This is a genomic window from Methylolobus aquaticus (assembly GCF_054172105.1).
The window spans coordinates 330571-343543 of sequence record NZ_JBSYXP010000002.1 but is presented as its reverse complement, the minus strand read 5'-3'; the positions used below and the strand labels follow the sequence as shown (position 1 = coordinate 343543).

Genomic DNA, 12973 nt, shown 5'->3' with positions numbered 1-12973 from the left:
GTCAGCCATCCTCCAGCGCGTTCTTGATCCAAACGAAACAGGGGTCCCCATTCGGGCCCGGCTCCACCGCGACGACATCGAAACGGGCTGGTCCTGTGGTGCGGTGCGAGCCGAGATACCACTGTGCCGTGGCGAGCAGTCGTGCCCGCTTTTTCCGGTCCACGCTTTCCAGTGCGCCACCGTAGCGCCGGTTGCGTCGGAAGCGAACCTCTACGAAGACGCGTGTGCCGGCGTCATCCATGATCAAGTCGATTTCCCCGACGCGCGCCCGAAAGTTGCGCTCAAGGAAGCGCAGGCCCTGCCGTTCCAGGAAGTCCCTGGCCTGTTCCTCCGCCCGCTGTCCTGTTCGCAGATGGGGCGCGAGTTCGCCGGTTGGCGCTCGAGGTGTCAAGGCGTGCTCGATGCGGTGGGTCTCAGTATTGGCGCGAGGCCGCGGGCCTGTGGCATCCCGCCCTCGAATTGCGCGCATTCCATCTGCCGCTGGACCCAGTTCCCGCTCTGCAGGGTCAGCAGGCCGGTGGCGCCGTCAAACAGATGTGAGTCGGTTGGGGTCATCGTCGGGATCATCTTCGCCATGCGGTAGGCGTCGATGCCGAGTGCGATCAGCTTCACGAATTCCGGCGAGGTCTTGGCGATTTCAGGTGCCAGTGCCGACGACGATAACGGTCCGGTATCGTAGGAGTGAAGCAGCCAGGGGATGTCGCAGAAGTAGATGCCATCGAGGTCGCGGTCCTGCTGTCCGTCCGGTCGTCCGCTGAAGACATGGGAGGTGGCGTAGACCGGGAAGCCGGACAGGCGCTGCGCATCGATCTGGGGCTTGATCAGCCGGGCGTCGTGCGGGTTGGCGATCAGAAAAATGAAGTCGGCCTTCAGCGCCTCGCCGCTGACCGAGTCTACGGGATTGGGGCTCACCCCCACCGCCAGAGCGACTTGGGCCGCGGTCGTGGAGTAGTCGCCGGCGTTGGGACTGTAGGTCTTGGTCGCGACCAGCTTGCCGCCCAGGCTTCGCCAATAGCGGGCAAAATGCGAGGACAGGCGCTCGCCGAAGGCTGACGCAGGAGCCAGGAGCACGGCGCGCTGGCGCCCGTCGAACCAGGCTGCGCCGGCGGCCTGCTCGACCTCCTGCTCCGGGCTCAAACCGAATTGCACCACGGACTCGGCCGTCGCGTCCTGGACCTGATTCAGCGCCAGCACCGGCACAGTGCGGTCGGGAACCCGGATCAGCTTGCCGACCTCTTCCTTGATCAGCGGACCGACGCCGACGGCGGCGCCCTGGGAGGCCAGGCTGCGATAGAGTTGCTCGACGCCGGAGGCCTCGCTGTCGGCAAATTTCAAAGGCAGTTTCGAGGGCGAGCCGTCCGCGTAGAAGCTGGCCAGCATCCCGCTGCGAATGGCTTCCCCGGCAGGTGCAAAGGGTCCGCTCAGCGGAATCATGACGCCGATGAACGGACTCGCCGCTTTGCGGGGCGCGCTCGCGGTTTCCGTCGCCGTCGACGGCGCTTCGGCGCGTACCGACGGGGCCGCCTGAATCTGGACGTGCCGGCCGCTTTCTTCCAGTACCCGGTCGAGGAAGGGGCCATCAGCCGGATGGCGCGGGTAGCGGTTTCGCCAGGCGCCCAGATCGGCGCCCAACTCGGCCGCGGGACTGGTGCGAAGAATGTGGGTCAATTGCATCCAGCCGCCGAGCCGGTCGGGTGCGGGCGGACTCTGGTTCTGCAGCACACTGTCGGGCAGGCGGCTCAGCGCATCGTAGATGGCTTCGTTGTTGTTTTGGGTTGCGTCGGCGGTCGTCAGCATCGGCCCCACGGCCACGCGTTCCCGCGCGCTGCCGAGCATGTCACCCAGTTGATTGTTCGCCGACGCACGCAGTAAGTGATAATGCACCTCCTGAGCCTTGGTGCGCGGGGTTTTGGCGATCCGGTTCAGCTCGCCCATCGCCTGTGTTGCCCGGCCGGCATTCAGATTCAGTCGCGCGGCCAAAAGATGGAAGTCAACCTGATCGACGTCATCCAACTGGTTTGCATTGATGCTGGTGATGAGCGCCTGCGCCGCGGCATTCTCCCCGGCGCGCAGATGCGCATCGGCGGCGCGTAGCCGATAGTGGTCCGGTGCGCTGGATTTCCCCGCCATGCTCTCGAAGATCTCGGCGGCGCCGGCGTAGTCTCCGGCGGAAAAGCGCGATTCGGCGTATTGAACCCAGGGGTCCTCGGTCGCCTTTCGTTCCTGGAAGCGCGCGCATCCGGCGAGGGTGCTGCTCAGCACGAAAACCAGCAGCAGAAGGCGCGACGGAAGTGGTGAATGGAGCAACATGAACGACGACGAGAGTCCGGTAACGACGAAGAATCAAAAGATTGGCGTACTATACCTAGTGGCGACGCCGATCGGCAATCTGGAGGATTTCAGCTTTCGGGCAGTCGAGACCTTGCGTCAGGTCCAACTGATTGCCGCCGAGGACACACGCCGGACGCGCGTCTTGCTGACGCACTACGGCATCGCGACGCCGACGGTGTCGCTGCACGAACACAATGAAACCCGCGCCACGGACCAACTGGTCCTGCGGCTTGAAGCCGGTACCTCCATCGCCGTCGTGTCCGACGCAGGCACTCCACTGATCAATGACCCGGGTTTGCCGCTGGTGCGCGCGGCGCGACACCGGGGAATTCCCATCGTGCCCGTGCCCGGTCCCTGCGCTTTCATTGCGGCGCTTTCGGTCTCCGGCCTGCCGACCGATCGTTTCGCCTACGAGGGTTTTCCGCCGCGCACCTCCAGCGCGCGCCGCAAACACTTCGAGGCATTGCGCGATGATCCTCGCACACTGGCCTTTTATGAATCCAGCCATCGGGTACGCGAGACCGTCGCGGACATGCACGCCGTGTTCGAGCCCGCGCGCGCGCTCGTGATCGCCAGGGAACTGACCAAGCTGCATGAGACCATCGTCTCGATCCCTTTGGGCGAGGCTGATACGGTTTTCGCTGACCCGAATATGCTCAAGGGCGAATTCGTGTTACTGCTCGAAGGAGCGACGACGACCGAGCAGCGGGACGGGCTGGATGCAGAACAGGAGCGGATTCTGCGGGTGCTATTGGACGAATGCTCGGTGAAAACGGCGAGCGCCCTGGCGGCAAAGATCACCGGCGTTCCCCGCGATGCCTTCTATCGGAGGGCGCTGGAACTGAACTCGCTCCGTGATTCGAAGGTGTGAGCCCGCCGCGAGAGTGCGGCGGGTGCGCAGGCAACAGGGCAGTGGTAGACTTCCCGTCGCCGACAGCAGTGCTAACCCGCACGAACCAAGCTTCGGCAACTGCCCGCAATCTCCCGTGCCCCGGTAGCTCAGTTGGATAGAGCGTCCCCCTCCTAAGGGGAAGGCCACACGTTCGAATCGTGTTCGGGGCGCCACAAAATCGTAAAGCTAAAAGGCGCTGCAAAGTTGTGAGTTGCGCGCGTGTTCACCTTGTGTCCCCTGCGGATCACTTCGAACTCACTCGCACGACCAAGTGTTCAGCGAGCTTCCGTGGAAGTTCGCCGGTTCAGCCCGTGTCGCTGACGGATGAATCTCGTCAGGTCACCATCCAGGGAAGGTCCCTCCAGCTGAAACGCCCGTACTTTCTCGCCTTTTGGTTGCTGCGGATGGCCGCATCGAAATCCGGTCTCGGATGAAATCCGCAGAGCGCGGGAGAGGCTGGCAGGGGTTGTTCTCGGCTCCCGCGGATCGCATGGTCTGAGCACCCTGTTCAGCGCGTTCTGTGAGCGCTACAATCCGGTCTAAGCACAAGGACTTAGGCGAGGCCTGGATTTCAGCCTTGGGCACGCTGCGCGACCTTCCCCTCAAGCTTTCGTATCGCACTGGCAGGGATGACCTTGTGCGCGACTGCCTCGTCCCCTGTCTGGAGGCGTCGGTTCTTTACCGCCGCGCGGCCGGCTATTTCACCAGCGCGGGTTTGGCACTGGCAGCGCGTGGGATCGCGAGTCTTGCCTCCCGTTCCGGGAAGATGCAGCTGGTTGTGTCTCCTTACCTCGACGCTGAGGACGTGGATGCTCTTCAGGCCGCGGCGGACAACCGTGTCGCTGCATTGCGAGCGATCATTGTCCGCAATCTAATGGATGTCGAAGACGCATTGATCAAGGACCGGCTCAGCGCTCTGGCGTGGCTAGCAGCGGCCGGACATCTGGAGATAAAGCTCGCTCTGCGCACCGACTCTCAAGGCGGTGTTCTTCGCGGCTTATTCCATGAGAAGGTCGGCGTGTTGTCGGATAACCAACGCAACCGGCCGTGTCGAAGTCGTCCTGTCCGCTCCCGACTGCGGATCAAGGCGTAACGGCGCCGTCAGCACCCACCCAGACCGTTGATGTCGTGCGGACGGTGATCGCCGAACTCAGGAAGCTGTGCACGAAGCAGCCCGGGGGTGGCTACAAAGCGAGCGAGTTGGGACAGGCACTCTTCAAGCTGGGGTTCGACACCAAGTAGAAGAGAGCGCAGTTCCTGAAAGCGCTTTCCGGACTCCAGGAGCAGGGTTCTGAACCGGACAAGGTTTTGGTGTTCTGAGCCGTTTGGCCGCGTAACTCCGGCCACAGCTGAGGTCGCCGCATCGTTCGCCATCGCCGTGGGTTCAATCGTCTAGCTATCGATCTCGATGCGATCCGGTGGCATGTACCCTTCGTCTGCTTTCGCTCGGGCTTATCGATGACACCGGGCCTTACTGGAGCCGCGCGGTCGATGCCTGGCTGGCGGAATACCGCAGCGCGGCTGCCAACAGGGAGCAAGAGGCGAGAGCCTCCGAATGCCACTGTCGTAAAGTGTTCATCAAGTCTTGACGGCACAAAGGACAGCGCAGGCGATAAGTGCGCCGGATCACACCCTGGCATTGCGGATAGGTCGAGTAAGCCCACACCGAGGTGCCGGCCGGATCGCCACGCCGGGCGGTGCGGAGAATCATCGGCGAGCCACATCGCGGGCAGACCGGGGCTCGACGGCAACGGGGCGAACCTCGGTCGCATTCTGGATCCCCGGCGGCTTCCCTGCTACCTGATGCGCCTGAACCGCACGCACCAGCTCCAGCAACGCATGACCATCGATCAACTGCAGCGGCTTGCCCTTGGCGAAAGCCCGGGCCTCGGCCGTGTACACGCCGGACGTGATGAGGATTGCGCGGTCCGCCGGATCGGCCGCCAGGAGCCCGAAGAGCTCGCGCACCTCCCGCACGCCCACCTTGAAGGTCTTCCAGCGCTTGCACTGGACCAACACGCGTTCTTCCCGGCCGTGGAGGATCAGATCGATACCCCCGTTGGCGCCGCCGAGACCGGTTTCCTCGACTTGGTAACCCTTCCGCCGGAAGGCCTCGCCGCAGAGCACCTCGAACTCCTTCCAGGACATGGCCCGCATCGACTCGATTCCGGATTGGCGATCGAGTAGCTTCCGCCGCTCGAAGCTACGGAGGAATGAAGCCGGGGCCATCAGCAGGAAGACGAGGGCGATCCAGTGCGCGTTCGGCGCGAGCGCTTCGGCCAGGCCCGCGAGGATCGGATTGTTACCGCCGGCGGATGGCAAGCCGTACTTTAGGAGGGCATAGACGATCCCGGCGATGAGGACGCTGACCCACCACGGAAGGCGGATCAATGACTCGAATGGATTTCCTCTTCGACTCGGAACCATGGCGCTCTCCATGTGAGGGGGCTGGTTGCCGGGAGTGTAGCGGAGCGGTCAGAGGCTTACACGCGCCGCGACCACGGATGGGGCATCGAGCCACGTAACGGGAGGCTCTTTGACGTTCTGCCCATCGCAATCGGGTAGTCTCTCGCGCGCGTCGGCGGGTTCCGGGTGCGGCTTGGGTTCAAGGACCCAGTCGATGATTCAGGGCTTGCCGACACACACAGGTTTCGATCTGGCCGATGCGTTCAGCTCGACTATTGTTGCAGCGGCTTCCATCGGTTTGCGACGTTCGCTCCGGTTACTTCAGCCTCGCCCGCATCGTCTGGAAGCTCTTTTCGATCGTGGCCGAGGGTTGCCGATCCATCCGGCTGACGAAGCAGATCGCGAGTGACGCGGCCAGAAACCCAGGCACCAGTTCGTACAGGTCCGCGACCGGGCCCGAAGGCAGTCCGAACCACGGGCCGTGGTGCCACAGCACCACGGTGATGGCGCCCACCAGCATGCCGGCCAGCGCGCCATGACGCGTCATACGCGGCCACGTGACCGAGAGCAACACGACCGGGCCGAAGGCTGCGCCGAAGCCCGCCCAGGCATAGCCGACCAAGCCGAGCACGCGGCTTTCCGGATCGGACGCAATGCCCATCGCCAGAGCGGCGACTGCCAGCACCATGGCGCGTCCGAACCAGACCAGTTCGCGCTGCGAGGCGCCGGGCCGAACGAAGGCTCGATAAAGATCTTCGGTCAGCGCGGACGAGCAAACCAGCAGCTGGCAGGACAGGGTGCTCATGATCGCGGCGAGGATTGCTGCCAGGGCGAGCCCGGCCAGCCATGGCTGGAACAGGGTCATCGCAAGCGTCATGAACACGGCTTCCCGGTTCTGGGTTACGGGTGCTGCGAGATCCGGGTGCCGAGCGAAGTAGGCGATGCCGAAGAAGCCCGCGGCGATGGCGCCACTCAGACACAGCACCATCCAGGTCATGCTGATGCGACGCGCACTCGCCATGCCTTCAGGTTCTGCGGCGGCCATGAAGCGGGCCAGAATGTGCGGCTGGCCCATGTAGCCGAGGCCCCAGGCCAGTAGCGAGACGACCCCGATCGCGGTCGACCCGCCGAAGACGTCGATGTACCGATCGTCCAGTTTCGCGACCTCAGCGAATGCTGCGGGAATGCCGCCGAGTTCGACCAGGACCAACGCCGGTGCGAGCAATAGCGCAAAGATCATCAGGGCAGCTTGAACCGTGTCGGTCCAGCTGACCGCCAGGAACCCGCCGACAAACACATAGGCGATCGTCGCAGCGGCACTGGCCCAAAGCGCGGTGCCGTAGTCGAGCGTGAAAGCCTGCTGAAACAGACGTGCTCCGGCGACCATGCCGGAGGCACAATAGATCGTGAAGAAAAACAGAATCACGGCCGCAGCCAGGACGCGAAGTAGCCGTGTCGGGTCCTCGAACCGGTAGGTGAAATAGTCCGGCAAGGTTAGCGCATCGCGCGTGAGTTCCGTGTAGACGCGCAGGCGTGCCGCGACCAGGTACCAGTTGACCCACGCGCCTACTGCCAGACCGACGCCTATCCATGCTTCGGTCAGGCCTGTGGCGAAAATGGCACCCGGCAAGCCCATCAGGAGCCAGCCGCTCATGTCCGAGGCGCCGGCGCTCAGGGCGGTCACGAATGGGCCCAGCCGCCGGCCGCCCAGGATATAGTCCGACAGGTCGTGGGTGTGGCGCCAGGCCGCGCCGCCGATGCCGATCATTGCGACGAGGTATAGGACGAAGGTGGTCGTGATCGGGCTGCTCGATCCCATGGGCGCGATTTGTGGCGGAATACGGCGGCAAAGCCGAAGAGCGTAGTTTGAATTCTGCGGGGACGGTGCCCCTCAGGCAAGTTCCCGCCGTCGTGGCACTGCCGAACGTCTCCACCCCAGAACATCCCGAAACCTGGTCGCGCGACACTTTGGGCTGCGCGGTTCCAGATGTTGCCGGAGCGTCTCGTGCTCCAGTCCGACGCGGTGCCTGCTGTGGGTGAGGTCCGTTGCCTAGGCGTTCGATTCGGGTCTCAAGAAATGCTCGCTTCAGCGGACGATGCGAGTCGTGGCCCCTGAACCGGCTTCGGTCTCGGCCGGCGCCAAGGAACGTGCTGCCACCGGGCCGGTCCAACGAGGCAGCAGAAGGAGAGCCGGGGGAGTCGACGCTAGTGGCGCCCCGACTTTTCGATGCGATTCACTTCTTTGGAGAGTGCTCATGTCAACCGAATCGAAAGCACCCTCGAACACCAAAAAGGTGTTCAAGGAAACCGTAGCCATCTACCAAAACGACTTGAATGGGATCTTGAAGAATCCTGTACCGTTGCTGATCACGCTCGCCGGGTTGATGGCTTTCTGGCTGATCGTGAAATGGCTGTAACCCTCGGGCGGGCGTCACGCCAACGGCAACGCAAGAAGGTATCATCCACGAGCCAGAGCGCGGACCCTGCCGTGCTCACCGGTCCCCATGCCACGCGGGGTATCCTGAAAGGGGATGATTCCCGCCTTGACCATCCGTTGGCGGCGCCCGACCAGGACGATTGAGCTTCATTGAGTCAACCCGGTCGTGCGCCGCTTCGGCGCGGTGTCGAGATGCGCCGGGAGAAGTCTCGGGAATGGGGCGGGCGCCGCCGGAGAACGCGAAGCACCCGGAGTGGCGAGTGCCGGCTTCCCGGGTTCAGCGAAACTGGTGGCCGCTAGCACGGGCATCTTCGTCGCCGAAAGGTACCTCACACAGGCGTGCTCAAATCTAATGGGCGACGCATCCGGATGCTCCTGAAAGCGTGCCGGCTGCGACGAAAAGGCAAGGTAGACCTAAACTGTCAGTCCGAGTCGCATCGCTCGACTCCGCTTCGCTTCCGTTCCCGATAGCCCGCTGCCGCGATGACACAAGCCTGCATCCTGATAGTCGAAGATGAACCGCTGGTGCGCGCGGTGCTGGCAGCCGTGCTTGCCGATGACGCCTATCGGCTCGAATTTGCGACCTGTGGCGAGGAGGCACTGACGGTTGCCACAGAGTTGCGACCGGATCTCATCCTGCTGGACGTCATGATGCCGGGCATGAACGGTTACGAGGTGTGTCGCCGCATTCGTTTGGCGCCGGACCTCGCCCCGATCCCGATTCTGATGCTGACGGCGCTCGATGATGCCGCCTCGCGCTTGGAAGGCATCAACGCCGGCGCCGATGACTTTCTGTCGAAGCCTTTCGATCGCGCCGAATTGCGCGCGCGAGTGCGTACGATCGTCCGGCTGAATCGTTATCGCAAACTGATCGAAGAAAAAGAGCGGTTCCTGCGCTTGGCCGAGATGCTGCCGCATGGAATCGTGCTGCTAGACGCCGACGCGCGGATCCGGTTCGCCAATCCTGCGCTTGCGGGCTTGCTGGGACTGTCTCGCGTCGAGGATCTGCTGGGGCGCGATTTCATGGCACTGTTGGTTCCCGGACATGACGGACTGGTGAAAGCCTGTATCGACGACCTGCGCGAGGACGCGACGGGGTTCCGGGACGTCGAGGCGATGCTGAAGCGCGGTGACGATGGCAGCTTTCCGGTCGCCATCGATGGCGTCCGATATCCTGCGATGTCCGAGCCGATGATCCAACTCGTGGTGCGCGACACGACCGAACAGCGGCAGTATCTTGCTGCCCTTGAACGCGAGGCCTACCAGCAGCGCTCGGCGGGAGCCGCCTATCTGGCAACGGTGCAGCGCATGGAAGGTCGCTCGCGGCAGCTGCTCGAAACTCAGGAATTCGAGCGGCGCATGCTCGCGCGCGAGTTGCATGACGAGATCGGGCAGCAACTCGGCGCGCTCAAGTTGCATTTGAGGGTCTTGGGGCGCGGTACCGACGATGCACAGCAGGCGTCCCGCTTGGCTGAATGCCTGGAAATCGTCGATACGACAATTGGTGCCATACGGAATCGTGCGCTCGAGCTGCGTCCCTCGATGCTCGACGATTTCGGGCTGCAGGCCGCGCTGGACTGGTATTGTAGCCGTCAGGCCGAACGCAGTGGCGCATCGATCGAGGTGGCGCTGGACGGTCTCGAAGAGCGTCCGTCGCCGGATGTCGAAACGGCTTGTTTTCGTATCGTTCAGGAAGCCGTCAATAATGCCTTGCGCCACGGTGAGAGCCAGCATATCGCGATTGGTTTGAACGGCTTGGGGCAGCAGATTACTCTGCGCATACAGGATGATGGCCGCGGTTTCATTGCGCCGAGCATGCTGGCCACGACAGCGCGCGGGGCAGGTTTTGGAATCTCTAGTATGCGCGAGCGCGCAGAACTGCTCGGCGGCAACTTTTCGATTACCAGCACGCCCGGGGTTGGCACTCTGGTTGAGGCGATGATACCGTTGTCTTGACCGAGAGAGCCGAAGTCGTTTTCACTGAGCCGTATTATTCACGGCCCGGTATAATGCGGCGACGTTGCGCATCCGCGCCGCCGAACGACGGGCCGTCTATAATCACGCACGAGATACACTATAGAAATGAGCAAGATCCGCATTCTACTCGCTGATGATCATCGTCTGGTTCGCGCTGGCCTCAAGGCCCTCATCGAGGAATTCGGTGACTATGAAGTCGTGGCCGAGGCAGACGACGGCCGCACTGCCCTGCAGCTTGCAATACAGCATGCGCCAGAGGTTGCGGTGCTCGATCTGACGATGCCGGGCATGAACGGTTTGGACGCGACGGCGCATATCGTGCGCGAGTGTCCCAAGACGCGCGTGATCATCTTGTCCATGCACGCGACCGAGCACTATGTGCTGGAAGCGCTCGGAGCAGGTGCCACCGGGTATGTTCTGAAGGATTGCGCTGTCGACGAACTCGGCGAGGCGCTTCGGCAACTCGCTCGCGGTGGCTCCTACCTCAGCCCGATGATCTCGCAACATGTCGTCGGTGGCCTGACCCGAATGGCCCGTGGTCACCAGTCCGCGGAGGAGAGTGATGCGGTTGCGCCGAGACTCACCCTCCGCCAGCGCGAGATTCTCCAACTGATCGCCGAGGGCCATTCCACTCGCGAGATCGCCGTGCGATTGGCCATCAGCCACAAGACGGTCGAAACGCATCGAGCGCATCTGATGCGGCGCCTGGAGATCTTCGATACCGCATCACTAACCCGCTATGCGATTCGCATTGGGTTGATCACACCGGGCTGAAACCCGCTATCGTTTGTCTGGCGCGGAGATCTCCACCCCGCTGTCCGCCCTTCGTTCCAAGGCGCGGTCCTTCCCGTATCCAGCCCAGAAATGGGTTCTCAGAAGCCACGAAAAACACGCAAGAAAGAGCCATTCTGGCGTCTTCTACGGGTGTTATGCGCCTGTGCCTACGGCAGATCTGACTAAACCAAATCCGCTAGTCCAAGGTTTATCCGCGGTGATCTTAAGTCATTATCTGTGAGGCGTAGTATTTCCCCTGAAATAAAATTAGGGTATTCCACTAGTCACTGTATGTGGTGATTTACGTTAGCCAATGCAGTCGCTCCTGATGCCCCTATTGGGCTTCCTCTGATTGAAAATGCGAAGTGCGAAACTTAGTATGAAACCGAGTCGCTAATCCGTTTCTGGTACAGGCTGGTCCGTCTAGGGAATCTGGGTATACGCGGCACTTCTTGAGGCTGCCTGTTACTGCCGCGTTCGGGGACTCTATGGATCACGTCAACAGTTTCCTTTGCGACCTCCTAGAACGTCGGCAAGATCGCATTCTTACGATCTGGCGGCAACGCCTGAATGACCGACTCGACGGCGGTCACGGCCGCGATGGCATCCCTGAGGACGAACTGAACAGGGAACTCGTCGGTCTTCTCGAGTCGCTGGTCAGAATCATCGAGGCCGGCCACACCGATATCGAATCCAATCCCACCGACCCGTTCGCGACGCAGCTACGCGAGGCTAGCCGTACCCGCGCCGTACGTGGCTTCGCTCCCTCCGAAACGGTGCAACTGTTGTTGGATGGCAAGGAAGCACTGGTCGCTGTGATTCAGGAGCAGGGAAGCGGCCGGGGCGCACTCGCGGCCGAGGCGTCCCTGATGATCAGCCGATTACTTGACCGTGGAACGATCATCCTCGTGGACAGCTTCGTCGATGCCCGCGAGGCGACGATCGCCAGTCAATCTTCTGCGATACGCGAACTGTCGGCGCCGGTAATCAGCCTGTGGGATTCGGTTCTGCTATTGCCCCTCGTCGGCGTGATCGACTCGGTGAGGGCACTGCAGATTTCCGAGAGTTTGCTGTTCGCCATCGGCCGCAGCGCGGCACGCGTGACACTGATCGATATCACCGGCGTTCCGGTCATGGACACCAGCGTGGCAAGACAGATGCTCAAGACAGTCGCCGGGGCTCGACTGCTCGGAACAAGCGTCATTCTGACCGGGATCGGACCGCACATGGCGCAGACCATCGTCAAGCTGGGGATCGATCTCAGCGGGGTGCCGACGGTCGGTTCGCTACGGCTCGGTGTTGCGCTGGCCTTCAGTCTGATCGGTCAGGAGGTCGTCCCGCGAGGGCGGAATGGCCCATGAAGGTGCCGATTCTGCGCCTCAACCGCGATGTGCTGATCGTACCGATTCATGCCGACGTGACCGACGAGGATGTGTTGATGTTTCAGAGTGACCTGACCGAGGCACTGGCTCGGAACGAGGCGCGCGGTGTCGTCATCGACGTTTCGGCGCTCGATATTGTCGACTCCTTCATGGCGCGGGTTCTCAACGATACGGCTCGCATGCTGGGCCTGATGGGGGCCCAGGTCGTAATCTGCGGCGTCCAGCCGCCGGTGGCGCTGACGCTGGTGGAGATGGGCCGGAACCTCTCCCCGATGGCGACAGCGTTTAATCTGGAACTGGCGTTGGAGCGGTTGAGCGCGTTGATGGCTCAGGACGAGTCGCCGGCTACGCAGGGTTGCGAACGTGGCGCGGCACATTAGCGTCCAAACCCAGGCAGATGTGATCAGGGCTCGACTGGCGGCGCGCGATTCGGCCATCCAACTCGGACTCGGACCCATGGACCAAACCCGCATCGCCACGGCAGTGTCAGAGCTCGTGCGCAACGCGCTGCAGCATGGTGGTGGGGGCGAATGCATCATTCGCGATGTATCCGATGAACGAGCTGTCCGCATCGAGATCGAGGTGGTGGACCAGGGACCGGGTATCGCCGACATCGAAGAAGCCATGCGAGATGGCTATTCCAGCGCTGGCGGGCTCGGTGAGGGGCTGCCCGGCAGTAAGCGCCTCGCGGACGCGTTCAGTTTGGAATCGCGGCCCGGCGAGGGCACCTGCGTTCGCATCGGGTTCATCAGACGGCGCTTGCGATTGCGATGA

General features: G+C 62.6%; 12 protein-coding genes and 1 tRNA gene. 9 read left to right on the top strand and 4 right to left on the bottom strand.

Features of this window, described 5'->3' with window-relative positions:
• Position 1 precedes the first annotated feature (1 nt).
• Positions 2 to 391: a YraN family protein gene (locus tag ACW73L_RS04215; protein WP_498920156.1), complete on the bottom strand. Its 390-nt coding sequence runs from the start codon at positions 389 to 391 to the stop codon at positions 2 to 4.
• On the bottom strand, positions 388 to 2262 hold the full coding sequence (locus tag ACW73L_RS04210) for a penicillin-binding protein activator (protein ID WP_498920155.1): 1875 nt from the start codon (positions 2260 to 2262) through the stop codon (positions 388 to 390). Before ACW73L_RS04210 ends, ACW73L_RS04215 begins: the two co-directional genes overlap by 4 nt.
• A 46-nt stretch (positions 2263 to 2308) precedes the next feature.
• Here ACW73L_RS04210 and rsmI point away from each other — a divergent pair, with 46 nt between their 5' ends.
• From rsmI to ACW73L_RS04195, 3 genes are all read left to right on the top strand, one after another.
• Positions 2309 to 3202, top strand: a complete 894-nt coding sequence (rsmI, locus tag ACW73L_RS04205) for a 16S rRNA (cytidine(1402)-2'-O)-methyltransferase (protein ID WP_498920154.1) — start codon at positions 2309 to 2311, stop codon at positions 3200 to 3202.
• Positions 3203 to 3319: 117 nt separating this feature from the next.
• A tRNA-Arg gene (locus ACW73L_RS04200) sits at positions 3320 to 3396 on the top strand.
• 464 nt (positions 3397 to 3860) lie between these two features.
• Entirely contained in the window at positions 3861 to 4316 is a 456-nt protein-coding gene (locus ACW73L_RS04195) for a phospholipase D-like domain-containing protein (RefSeq protein ID WP_498920153.1), read from the top strand.
• Positions 4317 to 4930: 614 nt separating this feature from the next.
• Here ACW73L_RS04195 and ACW73L_RS04190 read toward each other — a convergent pair.
• Both ACW73L_RS04190 and putP read right to left on the bottom strand, forming a co-directional pair.
• Positions 4931 to 5650: a restriction endonuclease gene (locus ACW73L_RS04190; protein WP_498920152.1), complete on the bottom strand. Its 720-nt coding sequence runs from the start codon at positions 5648 to 5650 to the stop codon at positions 4931 to 4933.
• 295 nt (positions 5651 to 5945) lie between these two features.
• On the bottom strand, positions 5946 to 7448 hold the full coding sequence (gene putP, locus ACW73L_RS04185; protein WP_498920151.1) for a sodium/proline symporter PutP: 1503 nt from the start codon (positions 7446 to 7448) through the stop codon (positions 5946 to 5948).
• A gap of 436 nt (positions 7449 to 7884) precedes the next feature.
• Here putP and ACW73L_RS04180 point away from each other — a divergent pair, with 436 nt between their 5' ends.
• The 6 genes from ACW73L_RS04180 (at position 7885) to ACW73L_RS04155 (ending at position 12973) form a co-directional block, all read left to right on the top strand.
• A complete protein-coding gene (locus ACW73L_RS04180; RefSeq protein WP_162560137.1) occupies positions 7885 to 8046 on the top strand; it encodes a hypothetical protein in 162 nt (53 codons plus the stop codon).
• 503 nt (positions 8047 to 8549) lie between these two features.
• Positions 8550 to 10022 carry a response regulator gene (locus ACW73L_RS04175; protein ID WP_498920150.1) on the top strand — a complete coding sequence of 491 codons (1473 nt, stop codon included), beginning with the start codon at positions 8550 to 8552 and terminating at the stop codon, positions 10020 to 10022.
• A 126-nt stretch (positions 10023 to 10148) separates the two neighbouring features.
• Positions 10149 to 10817 (top strand): response regulator, encoded by a 669-nt coding sequence (locus ACW73L_RS04170; protein WP_498920149.1) that lies wholly within the window; start codon positions 10149 to 10151, stop codon positions 10815 to 10817.
• 488 nt (positions 10818 to 11305) lie between these two features.
• On the top strand, positions 11306 to 12178 hold the full coding sequence (locus tag ACW73L_RS04165) for an STAS domain-containing protein (RefSeq protein ID WP_498920148.1): 873 nt from the start codon (positions 11306 to 11308) through the stop codon (positions 12176 to 12178).
• Positions 12175 to 12579, top strand: coding sequence for an STAS domain-containing protein (locus ACW73L_RS04160; RefSeq protein ID WP_498920147.1), 405 nt, complete (start codon positions 12175 to 12177; stop codon positions 12577 to 12579). Before ACW73L_RS04165 ends, ACW73L_RS04160 begins: the two co-directional genes overlap by 4 nt.
• Positions 12563 to 12973 carry an anti-sigma regulatory factor gene (locus ACW73L_RS04155; protein ID WP_498920146.1) on the top strand — a complete coding sequence of 137 codons (411 nt, stop codon included), beginning with the start codon at positions 12563 to 12565 and terminating at the stop codon, positions 12971 to 12973. Before ACW73L_RS04160 ends, ACW73L_RS04155 begins: the two co-directional genes overlap by 17 nt.

Bases quoted from the DNA above. Each gene is read 5' to 3' on its own strand.
- ACW73L_RS04160 (WP_498920147.1), top strand. From the start codon at position 12,175: ATGAAGGTGCCGATTCTGCGCCTCAACCGCGATGTGCTGATCGTACCG.
- putP (WP_498920151.1), bottom strand. From the start codon at position 7,448: ATGGGATCGAGCAGCCCGATCACGACCACCTTCGTCCTATACCTCGTC.
- rsmI (WP_498920154.1), top strand. From the start codon at position 2,309: ATGAACGACGACGAGAGTCCGGTAACGACGAAGAATCAAAAGATTGGC.
- ACW73L_RS04180 (WP_162560137.1), top strand. From the start codon at position 7,885: ATGTCAACCGAATCGAAAGCACCCTCGAACACCAAAAAGGTGTTCAAG.
- ACW73L_RS04190 (WP_498920152.1), bottom strand. From the start codon at position 5,650: ATGGTTCCGAGTCGAAGAGGAAATCCATTCGAGTCATTGATCCGCCTT.
- ACW73L_RS04165 (WP_498920148.1), top strand. From the start codon at position 11,306: ATGGATCACGTCAACAGTTTCCTTTGCGACCTCCTAGAACGTCGGCAA.
- ACW73L_RS04170 (WP_498920149.1), top strand. From the start codon at position 10,149: ATGAGCAAGATCCGCATTCTACTCGCTGATGATCATCGTCTGGTTCGC.
- ACW73L_RS04175 (WP_498920150.1), top strand. From the start codon at position 8,550: ATGACACAAGCCTGCATCCTGATAGTCGAAGATGAACCGCTGGTGCGC.